Here is a 26550-nt window from a genome sequence, read left to right as displayed (position 1 = left end):
CACTATAATCTTTTTTCACGGGTGGTTCAAATGAGCGAGAAGATCCTAGTTTTGGGAGCTGGGACTGGAGGTCTTGTAGCGGGCAACCTACTTGCCCTCAACGGGTATAATGTAACAATAGTGGAGAAGAACGAGTACCATCTCTTCCAGCCTGGAATGCTATGGATAGCGTTCAGGGGGCACAAGCCAGACAAGTACATGAGGAGAGTAGACTCTCTAGTAAAGCCTGGAGTAAACCTTATACACGACAGGGTTGAGCTGATAGACTTAGAGGATAGAACGGTTAGGCTCTCCTCGGGCAAGACGATCGACTATGATAAACTGATAGTAGCTCTAGGAGCCTCCTTCGACTACGATGCAGTGCCCGGGCACAAGCGCCTGTGGGAGCAGTATGGCGACTACTACTCAGGACCGCAGCACGCTGAGAGGCTGTGGCGGAACCTGTCTAAAATCAAGGAGGGGACCCTCGTTCTAGCGGCAGCAAACCCCTCGTATAAGTGTCCACCTGCCCCTCATAAGGCGGCTTTCCTAGCGAGCGAGACTATAAAAGAGAGGGGACTAGCAGGGAAGGTTCGAGTCGTTCTAGCACTACCCTTCATACACGCTTACGCTTCCGAGACAATGGCTGAGATCATAGAGCCTAAGCTGGAGGAGGCTGGAGTCGAGGTTAGAACAATGTTCACCGTAGAAAGTATTGATGTTGAGAACAGGAAGATCTACTCTCTGGAGGGCGAGGAGCTAGAGTACGATATAGCGGCGGTGGTCCCCGTGCATAAGGGTCCACGCGTAGAGATCAAGCCGGAGAGTGCTGTCGACGAGGACGGCTTCTTAAAGGTAGACAAGTACACTCTTCAGATAGAAGGGTTCGATGACGCCTATGCTGTAGGTGATTGCAACAATACCCCAACTAGCAAGACTGGCGTCACTGCCCACCTAGGAGCCGAGGTAGTCGCTGACAGGATTATGGGCTACGACTCCAGGTTCACGGGAAGAACCAACTGTCCCGTTGTAGCTGATGGGACTGCCGCGTTTGTAATAAGTACTTACGACCACCCAGTCATACCTGTCAAGTTCAGTAAGTTCAAAAGGCTCCTCGAGGACTTGTTCATAGCGGCGTACTGGTCCAGCCTTAGGGACCCCGAGAAGTGGAGGACCGCCTTTAAAGCGTACTTTAGGGCGACGGATCCGAGCGTGTTGGGTGAGGAAGGGTGGTAGAAGTGATCGAGAGAGACCCCCTGGCTGAACTTCTCTCTGGGCTCGAGGATCCCGATCTACAAAATGCACTTTCCAAAATGATCGAACTATTGAAGAACCTGGAGAGGAGCGGCCTGCTTGACATGATGATAGCGCTTACTGAGCCTGAAGTAGTGAATAGGATCATGGACATGGTTATTACCACGGGCACTCTTAAACTGGGAGATTCAGTTGACACTCTACTCGACATGCTGGGCAAGCTGGCAGATGCTCTAGTCAAGGAGCCCGAGCCTATGGGTCTAAGCCAGGTTTTAGCGAGTCTAAAGGACCCAGAAGTCGCTAAGGGGCTTGCTAGGCTAGTGGCAATCCTCAAGATCCTGGGTAAATAAATCTAATTATTTTTATAAATATTTCATTTATTCTTAGATAAATGTTTAACCCCCAAGACAATGACCAGATGCCGAGGTGGACATGTTGTTTGGAATGAACCCGAGAGACCTCCAAAAAGCTATGAAGAGGCTAGGCATCAAGCTTGAAGAGTTGAACGCGGTAAAGGTAACTGTTGAACTCGAGAACGGAGAAATCCTCGAAGTAGAAGAACCCCAAGTAATGGTAATGAGAGCTAAAGGGCAGCCTCCAATGCTCTACATCACAGGGGATATAAAGAAGGTCGAGAAGAGGGCGATAGAAGAAGAGAAGCCACAGTTCACCGATGAGGATGTAGCGCTGGTTGCAGAGCAGGCTGGAGTCTCGTTGGAAGAAGCAAGGAGAGCATTGGAGGAGACTGGAGGCGACATAGCAGAGGCTATATTAAAGCTCCAACAGAACGAGTAGCCCCCAGCCTCATAATATAGAAAGGCTTAAGTGACAGGGGCTTGAAGGCAGTCCTTGTTTGTAGTCTGTCCTGTCCAACCATATTCAGAGCATCTCTCCCAGGAGGAAGGGTTACTTTAATATACGAGGGTCCCTGCCACCTCACCTTTATACAAGTATATAGAAAACGGGAGAACAGCCACTATAGGCCGCTCAATCCCGTCACAGCCTCCCCAACACTATATTTCCTGAGCCCATTTACGAGTTCCTCAACAGTCTCTGCTAGGCTCAGGATAAGGGGGACCCCGACAAGCTTAGCGAGTTCCACTGCAAGGGGGTCAAGCTTATCCCTAGGACCATGTATTATGACGATACCAGGCTTTACCGGAGATACCCTTACCGCAACCATTGGACTCCTCCCCATACGGACTCCTGTGAACACTATAGCTCTCTCAGGGGTGCCTCCAAGTAGAGCATAGAACTGCATACCCGACAGGCTAGCTATAGCCTTTATACTATCCACTACAGTGTAACCGTAGGCCCTCTTGTCTATGGGGTAGTCTGGCGCGAGCAGTACCCCGTTTACAGCCTCTAGGAGCTGCTCTATAGAGAGGGCTTCGCGGAACTCTCTCATATCTATTATAGCGCCTGCAGGTATTCCTAGAGTTCTGGAGAGTTCTTGTATCCTCGCCCATCCCCTCGACTGGTCTATGGCTATGAGAGCTGAGACGAATCGCTGTATGAATCTCGCACCCGGCAGCCGCCTCCCCTTCTCATAATCGCTTACCACGCTTGTCGAGACCCCCATCCGTCTGGCTACCTCGTTCTGGCTAGCCCCGAAGTACTCCCTCCACTTTCTCAGCGCAGCGCCGGTCTCCTCACTCATTACAATATCTCCGGCGATCCGCTTAGCTATTATTGTAATGGCGTACTCTCCTGGAGTTATAGACAATGGTCGAATCACCATTAAAGTCCTATTTGACTAGAGTCTAAAAACCTATCCCTAAACGATTATAAGCCACCCTGGAGGCATTAGGATAGCATGAGCTAGAAGGGAACCACCAGCTGGAGGGCCCGTCGTCTAGCCTGGCTAGGATGCGGGGTACGCCGAGCCCCTAGGAGGGGCGGTGCCCGACTCGGGACCCCGTGGTCCGGGGTTCAAATCCCCGCGGGCCCACCATACAACGCTCATCAATATGTCAACACATTAACATGCTATTGGTGGTTGCTCCAAACCTACACTGGAAGGCACCATCTGATTATTAAAGCATCAAGAATAGGACTCGGTCCCCTCGGTCCTAAACCTTAATCTAGACCCCCTGGTTGAACATTACAACACTATTCCCTAAAGCACCCTTGTTTCCCTTTTCCCAGTAAAGCGTCCATTGGGACAGCCCCGCTCTAGCATCGGGAAACTCTAGGTATCCCCATGATATAGAGCCTAAAGATCTAACCATAAGGTCACGAGGATTTTACTGTCACATTTATGTAGCCATAGGTATAGACTCCGGGTGTAATCTGGAATTCCTGCCTTAATTCGACTATACAGACACTACTAGGCATATACGCTGTCAGCTCAATGCTGCCCGCCTTCCAGCTACCAGTCCAGCTAGAGGGTGGAGTCATCATAATATAGCCTGTTGCACTATTGACAAGGTTCCCTCTACGAATTTCTATGGGTCCAGTCATGTCCCCCCACTCATTATAGAGGTATATGTAGAGATAACTGTCATCAATCAATGTACAGTTGGTTGAAATCACCTCGAGCCTGGTATCAAATCCACTGGGTAGATTCGAGTATATGTCTAGGATAGCTCCCGTGAATCTTATGACCTCGTAAACGTCCCCTCCAACCAAATAATCAAAACTCTTGCTAACGACAAGGCTCTCATCTGAATCATACACCTCGATCATAGCATTCGGGATTATCAGGTAACCCCAAACCTCCAGCGAGGCAACACCATCACTATCAGCGTATCCCTCATCTACTATCCCTCCTGTTGAGTCCTTGAGGACAACACGCCAGCCAGGCTGGAGCCCAGTAATATTAACAAGCCAGGGCTTAGCGTTAACAGTTATAATAAAATTATCAAAATATAGGTAGCCTCTCGTAATATCACCGCTCTCTTCATGCACTCCTATACCGACCCGGTCCGGAATAATCCTATAGGATGAACCTATACTCGCGCTGAGCACTCGTTGGGTTTGAGAACTACCTATAGTTTGTCCTTTTCCCCATAGTTCTGCCGTCCATGAGCTAAAATCAATGCCAGCACTTAAATTATGATAATAATCATACTCGAACCCTATTGCTCCACTTCCTAAGCTTGATTCGCCTAAGAGGGTTGATCGTCTATTATTCCTATAATAATACGCATCGGCAGTCGCATAATCTCCAGTATTACCAAGTAAGAACTCGTTGCGCAGACCCACAAGGTAGCTCTTACTAGCTGAACTATCTAAATATGTGAAGCCAATTCTGTGTATAGTACCACGAATACCACGATAACCCGAACGCCACATTATAGCTGACACGTATACTTTATCCCCGTTCCTAGCATACCCGCTAATATCAACATTCTTGGGATAAAAATAACAGTAGAGTCCATCCAAACCGCTAACGTTAATATAGATATAGTGGTTTGCATTATTCCATCCCCATAAATCATTACATCTATTCCTAGTTTCGAAATCTGAGGAAGGATCACTGTCGAACGTGTTATAGTATATTGCATGTCTTTCCTTTAAAGCTATATCTAGGGGCTGCATGTTGACGGATACGTCCGCATTTAGCCCCATCGCAGATACGGTTACGCCTGAGGTCCCTGGGTCCTGGTACCATATGGTGTAGGTGTCGGTTGCCATTAGCTTTCCATCCAGCTTTCTATAATTGAGTAATGCTGGGGTGGCTATTGTAGCTAATATTGTTATTGCCAACACTATTACTGTTGTTGACACCAATAGCGTTCTAGTAGGCTGATTCCCCATTACATGGCACCCCTCCTCAACTGTTATGGGCAATTATTACTGGCGTCTCAGCTAGTTCCTCATAGTATGTGATGAGGAAATATATTGTGAGGGCTGAGATGCCGATGAATGCCGCCGCTACTATAGGGTATAATGATGCTAGCCTGGTACTGTATATTCCCGCTATCGTATAGTATCCTCCAGAGGCGTGTAGTGTGAAGAGCCCGTAGGGTGTTGGATTAGACCCGCTTACGGGTATTGTAGGTATTATGTCCCTATAGAGGACTCTCAGTATTGAGATGAGGAATGCTATAGTCAAGCCCGCTACCGCGAACCCTGTGGCTGCCGCTTCTAAGTATATGCGTGGCACCTTGGCCCTTAGAATAGGGGATACGAGGACGGGGAGGACTAGGGCTATGGATAGGGTTGAGCCTAGTATTAGGGCGAAGGAGATCCTGATGAGGGAGTCGAGGACGGGTATCCTGACAGGTGATTCGGCAAGATAGACTGTATAGTGGGTGAGGCCTATCTCGCCGACTACAACCGATCCCCTTATAATGTATAGTGGGTGGAGGGTGATCCAGAGGATAAATATTTGCGAGGCGATAACAGCTAATGAGCCGAGAGAGAATCCAATTCTTAGCAATCTTCCCAGCCAATAATATCTGGTAGCCTCTACTGCTGCAAGCTCGAAGACCTCCTCTCCAGCCTGTTCCCGCCTACTAGACATGTATCGTCACCTTAACCCCCCTAGGATGTCCTAGGAAAACATAGTAGAACCTAACATCGATGATATCATTGCTCCATGATACAGGTAAGCCTACTATATAATGGGTGAATGGCTCTAATTCCACACTCTCCCTATAAATTATCCCTCTCCGGTGGCTGTATACTTCTATAGACCCGTTTATTGGGACCGGGTTATCGTTCTCCAAGACTACAGCGCTACCATTATAGGGTTTAACCTCGGGCTCCCTCCAGTTGAATGATAGAGGATAGGTACTGTTGAGGACGCCATAGTTGAAGCTGATGATGCACCTTAGGAAGATCGTGGTGGATACCCTTGCGGGGGGTGGTGGGAGACTCCATGAGCGGGTGCGATTAGAATCAAGCTCCCATAACTCCCTGAATACATCACCCGGTATTCTCACTACTATACTGGCGTTGCCGCCGTCCGCGTAGGCTTCCTCAACAAGAGCCTCAGCCGCTGTAGGTCTAACAACCATGCAACTAGGCGATCCTCTAAGAGTCAATATAGGAGTATATTTGAGTGATATGTTGACTACTCCCGAGGATAGGTTGAATGAAACCTTCTCACCGTAGACGCTGGGAGCATTTATCATAGTAGGGGTAGCATCTAACATGGATGAGCCAATATAGGCTAGGTTGAAGACCACATACACTATTATCATGATAAGGGCGAGAGTGCCGGGTGCCATAATAACGCGCCTCCTCTGGACACTGTAAGGGAGGTAGATGTAGTAGTAGGAGGCTGCTGCCCCTGCGGCTGCGAGGACCGCAAACACATAGGTTCTCGGTACCACCTCTACGACCACGTATGAGACCCTAGAGGATGGAACCGGAGGATCTAATTGCTCCACATTATCCCCTTTAGTGATTACGATGTATCCCTCCTCCCCCCTTCTTATTTCAACCACTCGGTGGATGACGCAGCTCGTCTTGAGCTTGTCCTCGGGAAGGCACCAGACTACTATATCCCCCTTCTCGACACCCCCCGCCATACTAGGACTAACACCTATGGCGAGGTCGAGGGGTTTCAGAGTAGGCTCCATAGATGAACCATATACGATCATTACCGCTACCGGCAATCCTAACAGCTTCCCAGCAAACAACGCTACTGCTACTGCAACACATGCATAGCATAGTGCTTTAGCCGCTTTAGTAGTCCTCGGCATTTTTCCCGCTCACCGTTGGGATAGCCGTTCACATTATATCCAGAGTCCCCAAGTTAATCAATTACAATTAATAAGAAAAGGGAAAATTAATGTAAGGGGTTATTAGATCCTTAATCCCCTAGGCTATTACCTCGGCTGCTCGCTACTACTACTCGACACGTAGAATCCTACTGTGAAGCTGTCGGAGGTGACGCTACCGGTAGCATTGATCATTACGTCTATCTGGAGTGCTTCACCAGAGTTTAACGTGATGGGTGTAGAAGTGATTCCTGTGGATTTCAAGTCGATTGAAGCTACTTGTGTTGTAGTAGTGCCATCAGTCTTATAGATTATCAGTTCTGCACTAACAATATTTGAGTCGGTAAGTGATTGGTTCACGTTTATCCATACATATACTGGGCTTGGACTGGTTATAGCTTTGGGGTAGCCGAAGCCCAGCACGTCCTGGAAGTACCAGGCTCCATTGGTGAGGTTGAAGTCGAAGTGGGCGTGCCCATAGAGGGTATTAGTTGTACCATCACTGGTATTAGTCCACTGGCAGACCGGGTTGTATAGGGTTACTTTTAAGCCATTATATCCGCTCGCGCCTACGCTCCAGTTTGCATCAGGGGCGTTGGTGCCAGCGTTTGGCAGCTGGTAATCGTTGGACACAGTGTTTCCTGAAGTAGCTCCTTTTATGTAGAATCCAGTGCAAGCCATGCCCGCGTTTCCGAGATTGCTTTCGGTTAGGCTGGTTAGGTCTGTTACCTGTACATTGCCTGTTAGGCTCCTGTATAGGAATACTGATGCGTTGACTACTCCCAGTGATGCCACTGCTACTATTACTAGGAGAACTGCTATCCACCTTTTCGATGATGCTTGCATTACTGTTCCCCCACTTAATTCTCCGGTTGTAGGTTTTTCCTAGTTATAAGCGTTTTAGACAGGTTATCGAACCCTTGAATTTAGGGAGGTAGCAAATTTGGGGTTTGGTAGTGAGGAGGGGGTGGTTTCCCTCATTGAGGTGAACTCGAGACGGTGGTTTAGGGGCTAGTATTATTCTAGGGCTCAGGCCTCACACGGTTCTACATTACGCTTCAGCTCCGAAGTCGGTCATCATCACCCAATCAATTGATGGAAGAGGGCCAGCATATAGCTTTATACATGATATTCATAATAAATAGTATATTTTGAGCTAGTAGATTCTAGGGTGTAGACAGGAACATGTTGGGAAGTATTCCAACTCCTTGAATATCTCCTTTCATAGCCGCGAAGGTCGGGAACTGCACCAGTGGAACTAGGGGTACATCGTTCGCTAGGTAGGTGTTTTGAATTGTCTCGTATATACTGGCTCTCAGGGAGTAGTCTACGCTCGCCATAGCCCTTTCAATCTGGACATCTACTTGGGGGTTTGAATACCCTATACCTAGCTCTATGTTAGCTTTACTATACATTGTTAGTAGTATGTAGAAGGTTGGATCGGGGTATATTGGGTAGAGCGTTACCAGTGCCATATCGTATTGCCCAGAGAGTATAGCTCCCAGGAAAGCGTCGTGAGTCAGATCCTTTATCTCTACATAGGCTATCCCGGTTGCTTCAATGCTTTTCTTTATTTCCTCCGCGATCTTCAAGTCGCTGGAGCCATACGTTGTTGATGAGACTATAAAGGTTAAACGCAGGAGGTTTGCCTCACCATATCCAGCCTTTTTGAGCAGGGCCTTCGCCTCTTGAATGTTCATTCCCGTATAGTTCTTGAACGCTTCTGTGTGACCAAGATAGCTTGACGGGATAACACCCAGGAGCGGCTCATCATAGTCGCCTGGCAGTATCTTGGCTATATCCTGCTGGTCTATAGCGTACGCGACAGCTTTTCTCACTTCTACGAGATGGCTCGGCCTTGAACCAGGAATGTGGAATGCCAGCAGTTTGACAGCGGTCTTAGCGGAGGATATGACCTTGAAGCCCTTACTCTTCAACTCCACGGCGTCACCGGCTGTTAGACCCCACCAGGCAACGTCAATCTCGCCCTTCTCTAGCGCCTCCTTCAACTTCTCGCTAGAATCATATATCTTGAAGACCAGCTTCTTGGTGCCGGGTTCTCCTCCATAGTACTTGGGATTTGCTACAAGGACCACCTTATCTATCCCGACACTCTCAATCTTATAGGGACCTATACCCCCATATTTGGCTCCCGCGACAGGGTTCTGGAGGGGATAATTAGGGCTCACCACATAGTAGACGGGAAGACTCGCCATCGCCGGAAAGTCCTGCACGGGCTTCTTCAACTTAATCATGACAGCTGTATCATTTAATGCCTTAACCTGGTAGATGAAGTCGGTTACAAGCCAAGAATAAGTACCCCTTATGATCATGACCCTCTCAATACTCCTTACAACATCATCTGCTTTCAGGGGGGTTCCATCATCGAAGACAGCATTCTTCCTTAATATGAAGATCCAGGTGACGCCATTGTCTGGGGTTGTCCATTTTACCGCGAGTCCCGGCTCTATAGCACCTGTCTCTGGGTTTATCTTGACGAGTCCCTCCATCACCTTGGAGAGTATCTCCCAGGACACGTAGTCATCGGCAATGGCGGGGTCTAAGTTAACCTTACTAGCAACTACACCAATCACCAGTTGACTGTACTTGGGAGTCATAGTCCCTTCAGCCGGCCCAGCAGTATTTGACCTCCAAGCCCAGAGGGCAATACCCGCCACGATTACCACTATCAATACGATAGCAGCGAGAAGAGTTGTTCGCCCTACCCCTTTACGAGACGGCAAGCTACCACCGATATCCCAGTATAAGATATCTATGAAATATATCGATAATGCCCTTTAAGCAAATAGGTCTGTGAGAAGGGTCCCTCCTAGAGCGTTCCAATGGACTCCGAGAGCTAGAAGCATTTGTTCGAATACAGTCTTCACGTACTCGTAGTACTTTGAAGAGTCAACCTCCGATAGCTTGGCAAGCTTAACAGGCTTTACACCTAGGCTGTCTCTTGTCTTAACATATGATACTATCGAGCCTCTCCCCACCCTTATTCCATTCTTCCTCAGGAGGAGTGCTGCCTTCACGTGCTGAGGAGTGTTCTTCTTGTACTCCTTCGGGTCTTTTGAGAGCATGACTTTTATCGCCAGCTCGTCGAGGGTATATGCCCTCTTCTTGAGCCTCTTGTAGATCTCGCTGACATGGGCTTTCATTTTTTCTAACACTTTTGCAACATCCTCCGGCTCATTCAGCTCGGTTAGGATCTCAACGGCCTTCCTGAACTCTTCTTTTATGAAGTTGGGAGTATTACTTTTCTTTCCAACCATTCCCTTTATCACTATAGATCCTTCTCGTGTTATTCCGATGTAGTTCTTCTTTAGACCGGAGAAGAGGGCTAGCTTGAACTCCTTGTCCTTCTCGAGATCTAGATCGAACTCCTTTTTGATATATGTTCGGAGCTCCTCAATCTTGTCCTCTGGAGGATCCCATAGGAAAATTGAGTCCGTGTCTCCGTAGAGGATTATCAGATCCAGCTCCTTAGCCTTTTTCTCTGTAGCTGTAAGGACCATCCTCCCAATGGTTGTAACGCTTTCGGCAACCGCCAGCGAGTAGAGGTGGAAGGCTTCTGCGCCGAAGACTCCGTAGCTGGCATTGATATATACCTTCATAGCTGCCTGGACAGTGTCATACCAGAGCCTTTCAGTCTCTGGGAGACTCTTGTCCTTCGCCTTTCTCTTATAGATCTTAACCCTAAAGTCCTTGAGGAGGCCAACTATGAGACTGGATATTCCCTGGATCGACTTGCACACATAATGGCCTACCTCCGGGATCTCTATCTTCTCCCCCTTGCAGTAAGGGTTATCCACCGTCTCATAGCTGAGGTTCCAATTCTTTATTATTGAAGGGTATAGGCTGGCGAAGTCCAGTACGTAGATGTTGAAGAAGACGCCCTGCGGGGGCTGGAGGACTTTCGCCCCCTTGTACTTCTTATCCTTAATAATGGCCTGCGAGCGGGCCTTGTTAGCGTACGCGGCTATCTCCTCCTTGGAGGGTATTAGGTATCCCCTCCTCCTATGCTCCCAGTTTATCAAGCTCTTTATCCATCCGGAGACTTGAGTCCTGGTGACATCTTCGAGGCCCATCTTGCTGATCCGCATTAGCAGGGTTATCAGGTTCCAGACTAGGTTATTCGAGTATGTCGTTAGCTCTACTGTCAGCTCTGCATCCCTCAAGTTGTACCTTGCAAGCTCTTCAAGGGTAAGCTCTGAAACATGCTTCTCAAGGCGGATCTTCTTCCTCCCCAGCAGTGCTTCTGCGACGGCGTCTAGGCTCTTCTCCCTGTACTTGTTTCCAAAGGCGTATACTTGGAGAGCTCTTATGTCGAAGAATCTGTGGAGATCAACGTGGAGTGCGTTGGTGAATGTGACATAGTCCTGTTTGAAATCAAATGGCAATAGCGAGGGCTCCAACCCGAGTGATACGAGCCTGTTGTACATGTATGGTAGGTCGAAGTTGTCACCATTGAATGTTATGATAACGGGATAGCGGAGCATTATCTCCAGCGCTCTTAGTAGGAGGTCAGTCTCATTATCGAATATCTCGACTTCAGCACCTATATTATCGAGATTTCCCGTCTCAACATCGCTCCTCCTTAGGAGCAGGACTTTCTTCACCCCCCTGTTGTCAGCTAGGGCTATGCTGATCACGGGGTAGGGGGCTGTAGAAGGGTCAGGGAGCTCGTCGGGCCGGGGAGAGTACACCTCAATGTCGACGGCGATTCTAGGAATGTCTGGAGGGGGCTGCTCGAAGACGGGCATCCATTCCACTGCTAGCTTCTTAAAGTCTTCACCCTCATCCGCGAATACCTCTGAGACGTGTCTCCAAGCCCTCTCCATATCTATGCCTTCCGGCTCCCACGTTTTAGAGACCCTGTAGATCATGCCTGGTATCAACTGGGCGTCGAAGATGTAGTTGTGGTGGTACCTTATATCGGCCTCCCAATACTTGAACCCGTTCTCCTTCACTCTCTCCCTCAGGCTCCTAACAGCTAGTGGGTCTGAGACAACTATCTTCGTAAGCCTAACCTTCTCCCTCGTAATAGGGTGGATCTTGGAGACAACCTCCACGTTCACAACTCGCTCGTCACTGGTTAATGGAGGCTTAAACTGGGCCAACTGCTCGGGAGAAGCGTTTGTTAAGAAGTAAGGTTTGTGTCCAGTCCTATCGATCCACTTAACGAGCCTCTCCCTATCCAAATCATAGATGTAAGCTACTGCTCTCCCTAGGTCTCCATCATATCTAACCTCAAGGAGGTATCCATATGCCTCCTTAACATATTCTTCCACTGATAACTGGGGAATATCTCTCGGCTCCGCCCCCTTCTTTTCACTAGCCTTGGATTTCTCCATTACACCAGCTATCTGGGCCTCCTTACTGTTTCCATCCTTCATTTCCGGTTTTACTTCAGGCTCTAGACTCGTTGTCTCCTGTGATAAGCTGGTTATAGCATCCGTTCCTTTCACATTTATCATTTTATTCTTCTTTTCTATTTCCTCCCTCTTTCTTCGTGGCTTTCCTGAAAAGAAGGCGTCTAATGTGACAGGGTTCTTTTCGGCGGGGCGAGGCGGTGTCTTCCTCGTACGCTCCTTTGGGGGTGTCAGAGTCCTTCCGTTGACTGCTTCATCTATCCTCTTAAGGAATTCGTTGAGTCTCTTAGGCTTCCTCGCCTGCACTACTCCTGTTCCCCAGTCATTTGTAGTGTCGTGGGAGTAATTAATCCCGCTTGCTATCATGGGTTTTTAAGGGAGAGGGGTATCTGGAACTATATGTATTTTATGAGCCCTTATAGTTTAGTATGATGTCCTCCTATTCTCTCCTGGAATTATCAGTGTTTGAGGGTGCTGGAAGTGGCAGACCCTGTTAGTATCCAGATCGAGCACTTTGCCATGGTGGAGGATCTAGAGCCTATAGTCTATATCGTGTCAACCATAACTGTAATCGTGCTATTGTACAGCCTTTACGCCGCCTACAAGCGGTGGACATATGGAGGCGAGAAAATACAGTACGGTCCATGGGGCCTGCGACTGAAGAATCTCTTGAAGTATGCGATCTTCCAGTGGAAGGTTGTGAGGCACAGGTTCCCTGGAACAATACACCTCCTCATTTATGGCGGCATGTTCTGGCTTCTCATAGCCACAACCCTCAGAGCGATAGACCTGCACGTCGCCAGGATACTTACCGGAGAAGTCTGGATGGTTTACAAGCTCCTCAACAATATCGCGGGGCTAACTGTGATAATAGGAAGCATCCTAGCAATTATCAGGAGGGCGCGAGGGCTAACCCCTAACCTGCCTAAGGATCCAGTCTACTATGTAGTACACATACTGTTCCTAACAATCGTTATAACAGGATTTTTCCTAGACGGCTTAGTAGCCTCAGTAACCAGAACAGCTTTCGAGAAGGTATGGTTTGATCCCATAGGGTACTGGATCTACAAGTGGGCTCTCGGCATGACAACAGGCGAGGTGGCATCTATCTACAGGCCCTTATGGCTGTTCCACTTCCTAATAGCACAGTTCACGCTCGCAATAATACCCTACACAAACCTCTGGCACATCGCCGCAGCCACGTTGAACGTGACCTTCGCCCGCCCCGAGCCTGCTGCTCAGGCGATCAGGGCGTTCCAGGATATAGATGAGAGGATCGAGGAGGAGAAGCCGATCGGGATCGTTAAACTCTCCGATACAACCTGGAAGCAGAGGATGGACTACGATGCATGCACAAGCTGTATGAGGTGTACCAATGCATGTCCAGCCTATAACTCTGGCAAGGTACTCTCGCCGAGAGACATTATTGTGAAGATGCGGGATCAAATGTATAATGGGAAGTGGGATGAGACTGTTTGGAAGGAGAACGAGGAAGAAGCTACTCTTAAGATAGATCCCGAAGCAGTATGGAGCTGCGTAACTTGTGGAGCATGCGTCAACGAGTGCCCAGTTCTCATACACCACGTTGACACGATCATAGACCTTAGAAGAGGGATGATGAGCACCGGTAGCGAGCAGATCCCGGAGGACGCACTCAACGCCCTCTACTCCATGCAGCAGACAGGGAACCCGTTCGGCTACAACCCAGTAGATAGGGAGGAGTGGATAAGAGAGCTAGCAGAGAAGTTCGGCGAGGACCTTATAGCAGATCCGGAGCAAGAGTACGACTACATCTACTGGATCGGGTGCGTGACAAGCTATGACCCGAGAATACGGCCGGTCGCTGAGAATACCATTAAGCTCCTAAAATCCGCCGGGTACAAGGTCGGAGTTCTCCTCGAAGAGGGATGCTGCGGAGAGCCAGCTAAACGTCTTGGAGAAGAAGCCCTCTTCGTTGAGATGATGAAAATGAACCTAGAGACCCTCTCACAGTACAAGTTCAAGAAGCTACTCGTAAGCTGCCCGCACGGATACCACGTGTTCAAGAACGAGTACAAGAAGTATCTAGACTACATCAAGAATAATGAAGAAACAAGGGAGCTGGCAGAAGTACTAGAAAACCTTGAGGTAGAACACCACAGCGTTGTCCTGGCAAGGCTAGTCAAGGAAGGCAAGATAAAGCCCTCAAAGACCCTAAACCTGGCCGTAACCTTCCACGACCCATGCTATCTCGGAAGATGGAATGGCCACTTCGATGAACCTAGAACCGTCCTGGAGACCGTCAAGGGCCTGAGGCTAAAGGAGATGCCGAGGAATAGAGACAAGAGCTTCTGCTGCGGCGGTGGCGGCGGCCACATGTTCTACGAGATCAAGAGGGGAGAGAGGATTGCTAGGATAAGGGCTGAGGAGGCGGCAAAGACCCTTGAGGAGGCGGGCGGAGATAAGAAGGTGGTGGCAGTCGCATGTCCATATTGTAACACCATGTTCCGCGGAGAGGCAGAGGACTTTGGCTTCGAGGTGAAGGATATAGCTGAGATCTTGGGGGAGTCGGTAGAGGATCCTAAAGAGAAATCTTCCTAGCCCTTATAATTATTAAACTATCCTTTTTATAAACCTTTACAGATGAGGGATCTATTGGCTGGGGTAGCTTATAGACACCCCGGAACACTTTCTTGGTCCTAGCAAGATGCCAACCCCTGAGGGCCTCCTCCACCTTCCTCTCATCCACCTCTCCCGCTACAACTATCTCTTCACTAGTTACTCTCACGTCGACGCTCTCATCCTTCACACCTGATACATCGACCACCATCACTAGCTCGTCCCCAAAGTCCCTTATCTCAACAAGAGGCTCCTCGACATCCGAGGTCATGCTTCTAACCCGCTCCTCGTATAGGTTTTCGAAATCCCTCACAACCTCCTCTATGTAGGATTCAAACCTCTCTCTGAGCGCCTGCATCCTCCTCAGCGCTTTTGCAATATCCCTCAGCATTTCATCGAATAGGTCCTCTGCCACGGCAACCACCCTTAACAAGCCCTTCTAAGACCCCCCTTAGGTATAGATTAGTGGGGGCCTGTACTCATACGTTTTACCCATCTTAGCCATGACATTGCGCGTCTCCTTCATTAGGTCCTTCAAGCGCAGCTTAAGCTTCTCAGCCTCCTCTAACAGCCTGGACACGTTAACATCTACTCCGGTAATCTTGGAAATAGACTCTACTGCAACCGCTGCAGCCTCTGGGTCGGGCAAGTCTATGAAGGATTCAACCATGAGTACAAGGTTTGGAACCCTCCTCCGAAGAGCCTCCTTGAGCAGGAGTGCATAGGGGCCAACTAGCATGCCGTTCTCAATCTTAGCAGGGTTCAGCCTACCCGCCTCTATCTCCGCCTCTCTGCCAACGGCTAGCGCGTATAGCCTTGGCTTCTCAACCTCGATCCTCTTAGGGGTCCCTAGCCCTGTAATGCTTAGGATCATCTTTACCTTGCTCATCTTAGCGAACTGAACGAGCGACTGTACGAACATTGGGAGTGCGGCCGGGATTATTGGAACGTCTGTAACTAGAACTCCAATACACTTTCCAGTATAGAGGCGTATCGGGTGCTTCGCCTCACCCTTGTGGATTACGACTACCGGTGGTAGGGCGGTATAGCTGTCTATCCCGACAACATCCTTCATGCCAAGCTCCCTGATTAGGTGAAGGCCTGCTATCGAGCCTACAAGACCCACGTCGGGTAAGGCTACCAGAAGGTATTCCAGGTCCCTGGGCTCCTCGAATATGTAATAGCTGAACCCGTTTATCTCTTCCTCATATATTCCCGTCAATAGAACTCACCCTCCCCACTATAATAAGGTATCTTAGCCCAATAATATTGGCTTGGGTTCAAGGCACTTGAGCGGAGAGGCCGGTAAAAGCAGCTATCTGATCAAAGTATTCCTACTACTCTCACTGGTATCCTTCTTCGCCGACTTCACATACGAGGGGGCTAGGAGCATCTCCGGCCCCTACCTGTCAGAGCTTGGAGCCTCACTCGTTATAGCAAGCAGCATATCGCTGGGCGAGTCCCTATCATACGCTGGCAGGCTTTTATCCGGGCTCCTAGCCTACAAGTACGGCTCGCCACGATTCTACTGGGGAATGGTCTTCCTCGGCTACCTGGTAAACCTGGGCGCGGTCCCCCTACTAGCGTTCTCAGGGAACTGGGAGGAAGCGTATATCTTATACATCCTAGAAAGGGTGGGTAAGGGGCTCCGGGTCCCAGTGAGGGACGCAATACTGTCCGAGGTCGGTTCGGGCCTAGGCTCTGGTAAGCTTTTCGGGATACACGAGCTCCTCGACCAGGGAGGCGCGATAGCAGGGGCGCTCTTCATATCATGGTCCCTGGGGGGAGCCGGTGTTAAGAGGGGACTGCTCTTCCTCGCCATCCCAGCTGCTATTGCAATAATGCTGCTAGCGGCAGCCTACTGGATGCATCCCAAGCCCAGCGTGGCTGCTAAACCCCTGCGCGGCGCCGGCCTCCTACTACGGGATGCCCTCAAACTCTCTATTCCACTCGCGGCCTCGATGCTAGTATTCATACACTGGGCAACTGCCGGCTACATACTCTCTACTAGACTAGAGGCCGAGACTATAGCACTATTATACTCTCTCGCAATGCTCGCCGATGGCATCATAGCAGTCCCTCTGGGCCTCCTATACGATGCCTGGGGAGGCAGAACCCTAGTCTTGACACCCATCCTCTCAGCCTCCGCCACCATCACACTCTTTACTGCGGGGCCGATCGTCTTCGCAGTCGTCTGGGGAGCGGCTATGGCAACATATGAGACCCTAGTCAAAGCCTACATATCAGACCATGTCAGGGAGGAGGAGAGGGGCGTAGTTTATGGTGTGGTTTACGCTGTAATGGGCCTTTCATGGACTATTGGAAACGTAATACTCGCATACCTCATCTAATCGGAACCCCCCATACGGGTAGGGATTCTAATAGCTAAATACCTGTCCGGGAGATAATTAGTAACGAGTTCTTACTGTGGGGGGAAATCATTGTCGTTGCCTGAAAAAGTTGAGAGGCGTCCTGGATACGATGTGACCCTGGACACAATCTACAAGAGGGCTCTCGCGTTATTCCCGGACATGGAGATCGTTTATAGGACGAAGAAGGGTGTAGACAGGTATAGTTTCGCGACAGCAGCAGAGAGAATGGAGAGGCTCGCGTCAGCCCTCTCAAGCCTCGGTGTTGGAAGGCTCGACAGGGTTGCAACCCTCGACTGGAACACCCACTGGCACTACGAGGCCTACTTCGCAGTTCCAATGATGGGGGCTGTGCTCCACCCAGTTAACATAAGGCTGGCTCCAGCAGAGATAGTCTACGTCATGTCCCAGGCTGAGGACAAGGTCCTCATCACAAACGCGGATTTCCTAAAACTTGTCGAGGTCATAGCACCAAAGATACCCAGCCTCGAGAAGATTATAGTAGTAGATACCGACTCGGTGCCCGAAAAGATCGCCGGGATCCCAGTCTACCACTACGAGGATCTTTTGAAGGAGCATGGAGGATCATTTGAGTGGCCCAAGCTGAGCGAGGACCAGCCTGCAGCCATGGGCTATACGAGCGGCACTACGGGCCTCCCCAAGGGGGCATACCACAGCCATAAGGCGATCGTTCTCCACACGATGAGCGGTGCCCTCCACCTCGCAACAGTCTCGAGGGACTTCAGGCTATCCAGCCTCAACACGATCCTCCACATAGTCCCAATGTTCCACGTCTACTCATGGGGGCTACCATACATAGCAACCCTGCTCGGAATGAAGCAGGTGTACCCGAACAAGCTAGACCCAGAAGTGCTCTTGGAACTCATAGATAAGGAGAAAGTAGACTTCACCGCAGGAGTCCCAACCATACTATACATGCTACTAGCCCACCCAGCCAGCCAGAAGTACGACCTCAGCAGGCTCACATTCGTAAACGGAGGCTCAGCCCTGCCACGCGGCCTAGCAGAGATGGCTAAGAAGCGCGGCATGCGGGTATTCGTCGGCTACGGTATGACTGAAACCGCGCCCATACTCACCCTAGCCGCCCCACCCGCAAAGACCGGTGTAACAGTTGACAGTCCAGAGTACTTAGACTACGCCTTGAGGACTGGATGGCCCATACCACTAGTAGACCTGCAAGTCGTAGACCCCGAGATGAACCCCGTACCCAAGGACGGTAAGACCATGGGAGAGATCGTGGTTAGAGCCCCATGGATAACGCCGGAATACTACAAGAACCCGGAAAAGACTGAAGCCGCCTGGAGGGGAGGATGGTTCCATACTGGAGACATCGCAGTATGGTATCCCGACGGAAGCATCGTTATAGTTGACAGGGATAAGGACGTGATAAAGAGCGGCGGTGAATGGATTAGCAGCGTTAGGCTAGAAGATGCTATAAGCAGGCACGAGTGCGTCGCCCAGGTCGCAGTAATAGCTGCGAAGCACCCCAAGTGGCAGGAGAGGCCAGTAGCACTAATAGTGCCTAAGCCAGGCTGCGAGGATAAGATAACCTTGGAGGAGATCAACGGCTTCCTCATGAAGAACTTCGTAGAGCCTGGAGAGATACCTAAATGGTGGCTCCCAGACAAGGTGATTGTAGTCGAGGATCTGCCGAAGACCAGTGTGGGTAAGATAAACAAGAGAGCACTAAGGGAGAAGTATTCTAACGTGCTCCTCGAAGAGGAGAACCAGTAAAAAGAGCCATTATTAACATCTTTTCCAATACCCGAATAATGTCACAAGCCATCATCTTTTTATTACCGCGGCAAACGACTAACTTGTAAACGACAATAATCTAACTGGAGGCGCTGTGATTTGCCTGAAAAGGAGAAGGAACAGGTCGACTGGTATTCTCTAAGCGTTACCCTCCACAAGTTCTATGGGGGGAAGATTGAGACTATACCAAAAGTGCCGGTGAGGAGGATTAAGGACTTCGCTATCTGGTATACTCCGGGGGTCGCGGAGCCCTCTAGGAGGATAAGTAGGGACCCCGACGAGAGCTTCGAGTTCACGAGCAGATGGAACACTATAGCCGTTGTTAGCGATGGCACCCGAGTCTTAGGCCTCGGCAAGGTGGGGCCAGAGGCCGCATATCCTGTCATGGAGGGTAAGGCTCTCATCTTCAAGTTCCTCGGCGGCGTCAACGCTATCCCCCTAGTCCATAGGAATAGGGACCCCGAGAAGTTCCTCGAGCTACTCGAGGCGGTAGAGCCCTCGTTTGGAGGGATCAACCTAGAGGATATAGAGAGTCCTAAGTGCTTCTACATATTAGAGGAGGCGAGGAAGAGGCTCAACATACCAGTATGGCACGATGACCAGCAGGGTACCGCCGCAGTCACCCTTGCCGGCCTGATAAACGCCTTCCACATTGTAGGCAAGGATATTAGAAAGTCGAGGATAGTTCTCTTCGGCGCAGGAGCCGCTAATATAGCGCTCTACAGGCTCCTAACAAAGTATGGTATACCTCCAACCAACCTCGTAGTGGTGGACAGTAAGGGGGTTCTTCACCCCGATAGGGAGGATATCGACAAGCTCATGATAAGCCATCCGTGGAAGTACAGGATCGCCATAGAGACCAAGGGAGGAGGACTGCCTCCAGGAGCCCCTATTGAGAAGGCTCTAGAAGGGGCAGACGCTGTAGTAGCCGCGAGCAAGCCAGGGCCCGGGACTATCAAGAAGGAGTGGGTCGCCAAGATGGCTAAGGATGCAATAGTGTTCGCAGAGGCGAATCCCGTGCCAGAGATATGGCCATGGGAGGCTAAGGAGGCTGGAGCCAGGGTCGTGGCAACTGGTAGGAGCGACTTCCCCAACCAGGTGAACAACAGCCTTGTATTCCCAGCGGTCTTCAGGGGGGTTCTCGACGTGAGGGCTAAAACAGTTACCGATGAAATGGCTATAGCCGCTGCTGAAGAGCTGGCAAAATTCGCAAGGGAGAAGGGGATACACGAGGACTACATTCTGCCAACGATGGAGGAGTGGGAGGTATATCCGAGAGAGGCCGCGGCTGTAGCAGTGAAGGCTGTTGAGCTGGGACTTGCCAGGAGGACTACAACCTACAGGGAGGAGCTGGAGAGGGCTGAAGCTATAATATCTACCGCTAGGAAGAAATACGAGGAGCTATGGAGGAATGGCTACATCCCAAAGCCCCCAGTAGATTATGAGTAGGGTTGAAGGGTGATTTGTGATGTATGAGCCAGCAATAGTTGTTAGGAAACCCCTAGAAGAGGACCTTGAAGCACTCGCTAACCTCATAAAGAGGTTCTACCTCTTCAACGAAGAGTTCGACCCAGCCTGGGCTGTCGCTGACAACCTCGACCAAGCCGTCCTGGAGAGGGCTAAGGCCTACATTAACGGCGAAGGCCTCACACTAGTAGCAGTATTAGATAAGGGCCCAGTTGGATACCTTCACGCAGAGGTTAAAGAAAACCCGCTCCTAGCCACGAGAAAGCTTGGCGTCATAACCGAGCTGTACGTTACCCCCTCAATGAGGAAGAGAGGCATAGCTACAAGGCTTGTAGAAGAAGCACAGAATGCTATGGCCGAGATGGGTATAACTCATATCGCCGCCGAATTCCCCAGCAAGAACTTTGTTGCAGAGTCCTTCTACAGGAAGCTCAAGTTTAGATCATATTCTAGCATATACCTTAGGGAGGTGTAGGCGGAGATGGCAAACATCTATGTGAGAGAGGCTAGGGAAGGCGACGTCCAGGTCGTGGCCGACATGGTAGCTAGGCTGAAAATGCTTAACGAGGAGCTCGACCCGCACTTTAAAGCAGTTGAGAACATAGAGGAAGTGGCAGAAGAGTATGTTAGGAAGGCAATAGAAGATCCAAACACGCTAGTCATAGTCGCCGTCGACGGAGACACCGAGACCGTTGCCGGAGTGATAATTCTAAGGATAGAGGACAGGATCTTTTACGAGCCCAGGAAGAAGGCGCTAATAACAGACTTTTACGTCAGAGCAAAGTATAGGAGAAGGAGGCTGGGAACACTACTCCTTGAACAGGCGATAGAGCATGCCAAGGAGAAGGGTGCTGGCCTAATCACAGCAGTGTATCCTGCAGGGAATATTATAGCCGATGAATTCTACAGTAAGGCTGGATTCAAAGACCTCCTCGTAGAAAAATACAAGCCCCTCTACTAGAGACTAGCGGGGAATACTCTACACACACCATTTTTATTTTATCCACACTATCCCATTTTATGTAGCCTAGAGGTAGGAGAATACTCTAGTATAGAGTCTCTCATAGTAGTTCTCCCACCACTTGAAGCGGGCGAGCTTCACCTTGGAATTACATAGCTTAACCCTAACGGTCTCACCTGGAGACAGCCTAGACGACTCCTGTCCGTCGAGGACCAGGTAGAGCGGGTTACTATTAGACTTGACCTCCACATCTATAGTCGCCTCAAGCGGTAGAACGACTGGTCTAAGATATAGCTGCACCGGGTTTAGCGGGGTTAGTACAATTACTTGTAGGTTTGGATCGATGATGGGTCCCCCAGCGCTCAGGCTATACGCGGTGCTCCCAACAGTTGTTGAAATGACGAGGCCATCCCCGTCTATCCCCATGATCCTCTCGCCCCCAACATATACGGAGAGTCTAACGAGCTTCGCATGATCCATTACTAGGACGGCGTCGTTGAGGACGCAGTTAGATCCTCCAGGGTATAAGACTTCGAGCCTCGGGTAAACATGGACCTTGTACTCGCCGTTTATGAAGTCCTCGAGCCTCTCTTCAACCTCGTACGATTCAACGTCCAGCAGGAAGCCCCTCTTGCCAGCCCTCACAGTCATAATAACTGTATCCTCCGGTCTACCGAGCCGCATGAGGGTGCGCAGGAGCGTTCCATCCCCGCCGATGACAACAATCTTCTCTGGAGGATCGCTTAGATTGAACTTGTCGAATTCACGGAGAGACTCGTACGCCTCCCAGCTCGTCTCCTCCACGAGAACCTCAGCTTCCAGCTCCAACAGGGCTCTCGCCGCTCTAATAGCCACCCTCTCTGCTAGGGCGCTGTTGGGCTTTACTACAATACCCACTCTGTTGGCCTGCAACTCCCCCATCCCAGTAAACTGCTAATAGGGGGATCTGGTAATAATATCCACACGTGCACACACTAGCATTCATGGTCGGAATGAGCGGGGAGCGCGTGGAGTCGGAGGCAGTGATAGTTGATAAAAGGGTCGCGGAGAGGGCTAGGAAGCTTCTACTAAGACATGGTCTACTCGATAAAAGCTTCAAGGCGGCGAGGGTTGGCGATCAAAGGGTAGCGTTCCCCGTGGTAGACTCCGGCTTAGCCTCTAAGATCCTAGAGGAAGAAGGAATACCCTTCGAGGCCGGTAAGTACCAGTTCACCCCAATAAGGAAGCCTGGGAGACTGGAGGGAAGGGTAAAGAGCTTCAAGATTATTGGTGATATAGTGGTTTTCAGCAGGAGCGGCGACGTTCCCCTGGAAGAATATGTGGACTCAGCCGTTAAACTGCTGGGGGAGAATCCTAGGCTGAGGGCTGCCTGGCTTAAAGTTGAGACTAGAGGAGAGGAGAGGCTCCCTAAGCTCATACACCTCGCCGGCGAGCGGAAGACGAGGGCCGTGGTCAAAGAATACGGTGTGAGGCTAGTCGTGGATATCTCTAGGGCATATTATAATCCAAGGCTCGCTGGAGAGCACTGGAGGGTGGCGGACCTAACTCGCGACGGTGAGCTGGTCCTCGACATGTTTACCGGGGTAGGGGCGTTTGCCCTCCACATAGCCAAGCGTAGAAAGACAATAGTAGCAGCCTCCGACATAAACTATGAGGCTCTAAGGCTGGCAGGCGAGTCCCTAGCACTAAATAGGAGGCTCTCGGGAGCCGTTATCCTCTTTAACGCGGATGCCAGAGCCCTTCCTCTGAACGCCCGCTTTGACAGGATTATAATGAATCTTCCAAAAGACAGTCTCCGCTTCATCCCCGAAGCCTGCAGGCTCATCTCAACGGGAGGATTCATCCACATATATACACTTCAACCCGGGAGTAGGGAGGCTGTTGAAGCAGTGGAATCAGCCCTATATTCCTGCGGGTGCACTCCTATTGTAGAGCTGTCTAGGAAGGTACTCGACTACAGCCCGACCAAGTCAATATACGTTGTAGACGTGATGGTAAAGGAGAGGAGGGAGCATAGAGAGTGTGGGTGAAGTTTAAGGCCAAGGGACACCCCAACGTGAAAGCTACCCATAAGACTACCCTCGAGATAACCAGGGAAGACTACCTCACCCCCAGAGGCGACTGCATCATTGGAGTATCGTCTGAGATGGGTGCAAGGGACCTTCCCGGCTGGTTCAAGGAGGCTGCTAAGAGTAGGGAGGCTGTAATAGTCATGGTATTATGCAGCGGGGAGATCTGCGACTCCATTGCTGGAAGGGGAGATCCAAGACTCACATTCGGGGACCCGGATAGGATTGTGGCTAGGAAGAGCGAGTATGTCGACGGGAAGACGCTCATGGTTAAGGCGAGCAAGAGCGCCAGGGATATCCGGAGGGATCTAGTGGAAGCACTCAGAAAAGGGTCCCCCTTGGAGGTTTACCTCACAGTCCTAGACTCTCGTCGAGGAGTATCCGAGCCCTGCAGGCATCACTCCTCCTAATCCCCCGCAATCCACTCCACCCGTACACTGCCTCAACAGCCTCTGCCTCGACGGCTGAGACCTCCCCAGGTATAATGAGGCTCGATGGCTCAAGCCAGTCACCGTCTTCTACAGCGAGCCCCTGTAGGCTCTCGTAGATTTTAACCCGGCCATCCTCATACCCCGCCTTCTCCACTACCATGACGCTAGAGTGGGATAATAGGTTGACACTCGCCTCCTCCTCTAGCCCCATCAGTATCCTCGCGGCCTCACTTGGTGGCAGTTGGCGGCCATCTGGATCTATATCGAGCAGGACATGAGTGTGGAGGCCTATACACGCGTTATCATAGATGTAGCCTAGAATACTGAACGCCTTCACCTGGCGCCACGGGCCTGGAACAGTCACAGTCCTACCATACTTGTAGTAGTCTAGCATAGCAAGGGTTTTGGAAGCACAAACCCCGGAAACGCCGGGGACAACCCTATAGGATACACCAGCCCTAGCCGCAGCCATGATAATAGCCTTATGGGTGGTCGCGATGAGAGGGTCCCCTGGCACCACGACAGCGACGATCCTATCTCTAGCCTCCTCGACAATACGCGCAGCTCCCTCCTCCAGCATGCTCCTCGCCGCTACCACGACCTCTCCACTAGCCCTACCCTTAACGTAGGAGGCAAGCCAGTCGGCCCCGGGAACAGTATACGACTCGACATAAACCTTCTCACTCTTCGATAGAATGTCATCAAGGATACCGGTTTGATAGCCGGGGCCAAGGCCGCCCCCAACCAGGTACAGCGGCACCCCCAACACCCCTTAAAACCGGGGACAGCCCAGTTTAAATGAGGGGGTCCGCTTCAACCGGGAGGCGTAGGAGGTTGCACTGCATAAGCGGCGAGATCCTAGTAGCCGCCTCAGCCCTCGGCCTTAAAGTCCTTGATACCGGAAATGAATACATAGTGGAGACTAAGGACGGCTTCTACATAACTGGAGGTAGGACCGGCATCCGCTTAGCTCCCTCGAGTGAAGGCTACAGTCTCTCCTGGGGAAGGGGGGAAGCGATAGTAACTAGAAATCCCTGCGAGGCCCTTATACTAGCATATAATCTCGCCTCGGATAATGCGAGGAGGAAGAACAATTCACGGTCAACAAGGATAGTAGAGAGGCTTAGAGCCTACACCCCCTCATCAGCCTGCGAAAAGTGGATCTCTCGAGCCACAGGAATCGCTGCAAGCGGCTCTCTCCCCCAGGTATTATGCAGATTATCACCCCTAATCCTAGCATTATACGAGCAGGGAGAAGGCAGGAATCCACTCCTCGCCCAGGCTAGTAGCGAGATCGCCTACTTCATAGAGGGGGCGAGTAGGATTGAGGAGGTTAGGAGTATAGCAGACTGGGTAAGGAGGCTCCTACCCGATCACACGGTAACCCTCCACTCTAGGCTCCTACACGCTACAATAGCTGGTATCACTGGTGTAAATGTTTGGGGGCTATTACTCGCCTCGTATCATGCATCTAAACACTGCGCTGCAGGCAGGGTGGTTGTGAGGGACCCTCATCCAGCCTCCCTAATCGCCGGCTCTGAGCTGGCATGGATCCTAAACGCCAGCCTCGAAACAAGTCCAAGCCCCATCGTTAAACTTCTAGCAGTATTTGCAGTTCCCCTCGACTACTACGCTGGGAGAGAGGAGTCTTCTACGATACGGGTATGTAATGGTTTATGCCGCATACCCTACCTGATGCTGGGAGATAATATCTTGCAGAGAATCTTCGAATCCTACACGGAAGGGATAGGCGGTGTAATCTACTTGGAGAACGGAGAGCCTGTCTCCTCCCTTCTAGGCGTGGGGAGAGAGCTTGCTTCTGTAGATGCTACAGGCGTCCATAGCTCTGCACAGGCTATATTAAGGGCGATGAGGGCTGTAGAGGAGCCCGTCTCGACCAGCAGTCTCACATCAAAGCTGATCTCGTGAATAAATAAGCCCGGAGAGTAATGGAGATTGTTAATGGCGGGGGTTGTGAAGAGGGCTGGTATTACCGAGGAGAACCGGTGAGGACGGACACCAGTATGAGAGCCCCCGCCGATAACAGTTATAGAGTAAACATATATCACAGCCTGTTATATCGTAGTATAATACACGGGTGCAGTTAGTGAGATGTAAAAAGCCTGGGATGAAGTGCCGGAAACAACAGCGAACCCAAACAGTATACAAGGAGAGCCTCAGGAACCTCGTCCTAAGAATACTCCTAGACGGCCCCCTACACGGCTATGAGATCATGAAGAGGATAGAGGAAGTCACTAACGAGAGGTGGAAGCCGGCTGCCGGGACCCTCTACCCCCTACTCGAGCAACTAGTTGAGGAAGGACTCATAGAAGTAGCGGAGATCGAAGTCAACAACGTGAGGGGAGGGAGGAGGATCGCCTACCAACTAACAGATAAGGGCCTAGAGGAGGCTACCCGGATAATCAAGGAGGCGGCCAAGGCGAAGTTTGACTTCACAATATTCTATATTGTGAGAGGAGCGAGAGCCCTGCGAAACTACGGGCTAGAGGACGAGTACAGGGAGATATGCTCCATAATCAAAGAGGGCTTCAGCAAGCTTGGAGTAGCTATAGACGAGAACTGCCAGGACTAA

24 protein-coding genes and 1 tRNA gene are annotated in these 26550 nt (G+C 50.6%); 14 read left to right on the top strand and 11 right to left on the bottom strand.

Annotation, left to right across the window (positions count from 1 at the left end):
• Positions 1–30: 30 nt before the first annotated feature.
• The 3 genes from ACZ47H_RS03425 to ACZ47H_RS03415 all read left to right on the top strand — a co-directional run bounded on the left by ACZ47H_RS03425 (position 31) and on the right by ACZ47H_RS03415 (position 2028).
• Complete coding sequence (locus tag ACZ47H_RS03425; RefSeq protein WP_464933789.1) at positions 31–1215, top strand: NAD(P)/FAD-dependent oxidoreductase; 1185 nt, start codon at positions 31–33, stop codon at positions 1213–1215.
• On the top strand, positions 1209–1583 hold the full coding sequence (locus ACZ47H_RS03420) for a helical membrane plugin domain-containing protein (protein WP_464933788.1): 375 nt from the start codon (positions 1209–1211) through the stop codon (positions 1581–1583). Before ACZ47H_RS03425 ends, ACZ47H_RS03420 begins: the two co-directional genes overlap by 7 nt.
• Before the next feature lie 94 nt (positions 1584–1677).
• Entirely contained in the window at positions 1678–2028 is a 351-nt protein-coding gene (locus tag ACZ47H_RS03415; RefSeq protein WP_464933941.1) for a nascent polypeptide-associated complex protein, read from the top strand.
• Positions 2029–2209: 181 nt separating this feature from the next.
• Here ACZ47H_RS03415 and ACZ47H_RS03410 read toward each other — a convergent pair whose 3' ends face one another.
• On the bottom strand, positions 2210–2893 hold the full coding sequence (locus ACZ47H_RS03410) for a helix-turn-helix domain-containing protein (protein WP_464933940.1): 684 nt from the start codon (positions 2891–2893) through the stop codon (positions 2210–2212).
• Between the two features lie 184 nt (positions 2894–3077).
• Here ACZ47H_RS03410 and ACZ47H_RS03405 point away from each other — a divergent pair.
• Positions 3078–3187 (top strand) — tRNA-Pro (locus tag ACZ47H_RS03405).
• A gap of 281 nt (positions 3188–3468) precedes the next feature.
• Here ACZ47H_RS03405 and ACZ47H_RS03400 read toward each other — a convergent pair.
• The 6 genes from ACZ47H_RS03400 to ACZ47H_RS03375 form a co-directional block, all read right to left on the bottom strand.
• A complete protein-coding gene (locus ACZ47H_RS03400) occupies positions 3469–4995 on the bottom strand; it encodes a hypothetical protein (RefSeq protein WP_464933787.1) in 1527 nt (508 codons plus the stop codon).
• Positions 4996–5011: 16 nt separating this feature from the next.
• Complete coding sequence (locus ACZ47H_RS03395; protein WP_464933786.1) at positions 5012–5704, bottom strand: hypothetical protein; 693 nt, start codon at positions 5702–5704, stop codon at positions 5012–5014.
• Positions 5697–6890, bottom strand: a complete 1194-nt coding sequence (locus tag ACZ47H_RS03390) for a S24/S26 family peptidase (protein WP_464933785.1) — start codon at positions 6888–6890, stop codon at positions 5697–5699. The genes ACZ47H_RS03395 and ACZ47H_RS03390 overlap by 8 nt, the downstream gene beginning before the upstream one ends.
• A gap of 126 nt (positions 6891–7016) precedes the next feature.
• The gene (locus tag ACZ47H_RS03385) at positions 7017–7754 is read right to left on the bottom strand and encodes a hypothetical protein (protein ID WP_464933784.1); all 738 of its coding nucleotides are present in this window, start codon (positions 7752–7754) and stop codon (positions 7017–7019) included.
• A 320-nt stretch (positions 7755–8074) separates the two neighbouring features.
• Positions 8075–9586 (bottom strand): ABC transporter substrate-binding protein, encoded by a 1512-nt coding sequence (locus tag ACZ47H_RS03380; protein WP_464933783.1) that lies wholly within the window; start codon positions 9584–9586, stop codon positions 8075–8077.
• A gap of 120 nt (positions 9587–9706) precedes the next feature.
• On the bottom strand, positions 9707–12592 hold the full coding sequence (locus ACZ47H_RS03375) for a DNA-directed DNA polymerase I (RefSeq protein ID WP_464933782.1): 2886 nt from the start codon (positions 12590–12592) through the stop codon (positions 9707–9709).
• A gap of 174 nt (positions 12593–12766) precedes the next feature.
• Here ACZ47H_RS03375 and ACZ47H_RS03370 point away from each other — a divergent pair, with 174 nt between their 5' ends.
• Positions 12767–14866, top strand: a complete 2100-nt coding sequence (locus ACZ47H_RS03370) for a heterodisulfide reductase-related iron-sulfur binding cluster (RefSeq protein WP_464933781.1) — start codon at positions 12767–12769, stop codon at positions 14864–14866.
• Here ACZ47H_RS03370 and ACZ47H_RS03365 read toward each other — a convergent pair.
• Both ACZ47H_RS03365 and ACZ47H_RS03360 read right to left on the bottom strand, forming a co-directional pair.
• Positions 14847–15299: an Hsp20/alpha crystallin family protein gene (locus ACZ47H_RS03365; protein ID WP_464933780.1), complete on the bottom strand. Its 453-nt coding sequence runs from the start codon at positions 15297–15299 to the stop codon at positions 14847–14849. The two genes, ACZ47H_RS03370 and ACZ47H_RS03365, sit on opposite strands and share 20 nt — an antisense overlap.
• 36 nt (positions 15300–15335) lie before the next feature.
• Positions 15336–16106, bottom strand: a complete 771-nt coding sequence (locus tag ACZ47H_RS03360; RefSeq protein WP_464933779.1) for a proteasome assembly chaperone family protein — start codon at positions 16104–16106, stop codon at positions 15336–15338.
• 67 nt (positions 16107–16173) lie between these two features.
• On the opposite strand from ACZ47H_RS03360, the gene ACZ47H_RS03355 reads away from it, so the two are divergent.
• The 5 genes from ACZ47H_RS03355 to ACZ47H_RS03335 all read left to right on the top strand — a co-directional run bounded on the left by ACZ47H_RS03355 (position 16174) and on the right by ACZ47H_RS03335 (position 21457).
• On the top strand, positions 16174–17235 hold the full coding sequence (locus tag ACZ47H_RS03355) for an MFS transporter (protein WP_464933778.1): 1062 nt from the start codon (positions 16174–16176) through the stop codon (positions 17233–17235).
• A gap of 90 nt (positions 17236–17325) precedes the next feature.
• On the top strand, positions 17326–19008 hold the full coding sequence (locus ACZ47H_RS03350) for a long-chain fatty acid--CoA ligase (RefSeq protein ID WP_464933777.1): 1683 nt from the start codon (positions 17326–17328) through the stop codon (positions 19006–19008).
• A 120-nt stretch (positions 19009–19128) separates the two neighbouring features.
• Entirely contained in the window at positions 19129–20478 is a 1350-nt protein-coding gene (locus ACZ47H_RS03345; RefSeq protein WP_464933776.1) for an NAD(P)-dependent malic enzyme, read from the top strand.
• A 19-nt stretch (positions 20479–20497) separates the two neighbouring features.
• Positions 20498–20971 carry an N-acetyltransferase family protein gene (locus ACZ47H_RS03340; protein WP_464933775.1) on the top strand — a complete coding sequence of 158 codons (474 nt, stop codon included), beginning with the start codon at positions 20498–20500 and terminating at the stop codon, positions 20969–20971.
• A 6-nt stretch (positions 20972–20977) separates the two neighbouring features.
• Positions 20978–21457, top strand: coding sequence for a GNAT family N-acetyltransferase (locus ACZ47H_RS03335; RefSeq protein WP_464933774.1), 480 nt, complete (start codon positions 20978–20980; stop codon positions 21455–21457).
• Between the two features lie 66 nt (positions 21458–21523).
• Here the strand turns inward: ACZ47H_RS03335 and ACZ47H_RS03330 are convergent, their stop codons facing one another.
• Positions 21524–22369 carry an NAD(+)/NADH kinase gene (locus ACZ47H_RS03330; RefSeq protein ID WP_464933773.1) on the bottom strand — a complete coding sequence of 282 codons (846 nt, stop codon included), beginning with the start codon at positions 22367–22369 and terminating at the stop codon, positions 21524–21526.
• A gap of 95 nt (positions 22370–22464) precedes the next feature.
• Here ACZ47H_RS03330 and ACZ47H_RS03325 point away from each other — a divergent pair, with 95 nt between their 5' ends.
• Complete coding sequence (locus ACZ47H_RS03325; protein ID WP_464933772.1) at positions 22465–23487, top strand: class I SAM-dependent methyltransferase; 1023 nt, start codon at positions 22465–22467, stop codon at positions 23485–23487.
• Positions 23484–23936, top strand: coding sequence for a DUF371 domain-containing protein (locus ACZ47H_RS03320; RefSeq protein WP_464933771.1), 453 nt, complete (start codon positions 23484–23486; stop codon positions 23934–23936). The genes ACZ47H_RS03325 and ACZ47H_RS03320 overlap by 4 nt, the downstream gene beginning before the upstream one ends.
• On the opposite strand, the gene ACZ47H_RS03315 is transcribed toward ACZ47H_RS03320, so the two are convergent.
• Positions 23878–24717: an SAM-dependent methyltransferase gene (locus ACZ47H_RS03315; protein ID WP_464933770.1), complete on the bottom strand. Its 840-nt coding sequence runs from the start codon at positions 24715–24717 to the stop codon at positions 23878–23880. The two genes, ACZ47H_RS03320 and ACZ47H_RS03315, sit on opposite strands and share 59 nt — an antisense overlap.
• A gap of 74 nt (positions 24718–24791) precedes the next feature.
• On the opposite strand from ACZ47H_RS03315, the gene ACZ47H_RS03310 reads away from it, so the two are divergent.
• Together ACZ47H_RS03310 and ACZ47H_RS03305 are read left to right on the top strand one after the other, a co-directional pair.
• Complete coding sequence (locus ACZ47H_RS03310) at positions 24792–25886, top strand: hypothetical protein (protein WP_464933768.1); 1095 nt, start codon at positions 24792–24794, stop codon at positions 25884–25886.
• A 178-nt stretch (positions 25887–26064) separates the two neighbouring features.
• Entirely contained in the window at positions 26065–26550 is a 486-nt protein-coding gene (locus ACZ47H_RS03305; protein WP_464933766.1) for a PadR family transcriptional regulator, read from the top strand.

The organism is Thermodiscus maritimus (genome assembly GCF_055382595.1).
The sequence above is the reverse complement of the archived record's forward strand: the minus strand, read 5'-3'. Positions and strand labels throughout refer to the sequence as shown.

What these genes read in the sequence shown, in the direction of transcription:
- ACZ47H_RS03425 (WP_464933789.1), top strand. Translation starts at nt 31, where the DNA reads ATGAGCGAGAAGATCCTAGTTTTGGGAGCTGGGACTGGAGGTCTTGTA.
- ACZ47H_RS03415 (WP_464933941.1), top strand. Translation starts at nt 1,678, where the DNA reads ATGAACCCGAGAGACCTCCAAAAAGCTATGAAGAGGCTAGGCATCAAG.
- ACZ47H_RS03410 (WP_464933940.1), bottom strand. Translation starts at nt 2,893, where the DNA reads ATGAGTGAGGAGACCGGCGCTGCGCTGAGAAAGTGGAGGGAGTACTTC.
- ACZ47H_RS03400 (WP_464933787.1), bottom strand. Translation starts at nt 4,995, where the DNA reads ATGGGGAATCAGCCTACTAGAACGCTATTGGTGTCAACAACAGTAATA.
- ACZ47H_RS03395 (WP_464933786.1), bottom strand. Translation starts at nt 5,704, where the DNA reads ATGTCTAGTAGGCGGGAACAGGCTGGAGAGGAGGTCTTCGAGCTTGCA.
- ACZ47H_RS03390 (WP_464933785.1), bottom strand. Translation starts at nt 6,890, where the DNA reads ATGCCGAGGACTACTAAAGCGGCTAAAGCACTATGCTATGCATGTGTT.
- ACZ47H_RS03385 (WP_464933784.1), bottom strand. Translation starts at nt 7,754, where the DNA reads ATGCAAGCATCATCGAAAAGGTGGATAGCAGTTCTCCTAGTAATAGTA.
- ACZ47H_RS03340 (WP_464933775.1), top strand. Translation starts at nt 20,498, where the DNA reads ATGTATGAGCCAGCAATAGTTGTTAGGAAACCCCTAGAAGAGGACCTT.
- ACZ47H_RS03335 (WP_464933774.1), top strand. Translation starts at nt 20,978, where the DNA reads ATGGCAAACATCTATGTGAGAGAGGCTAGGGAAGGCGACGTCCAGGTC.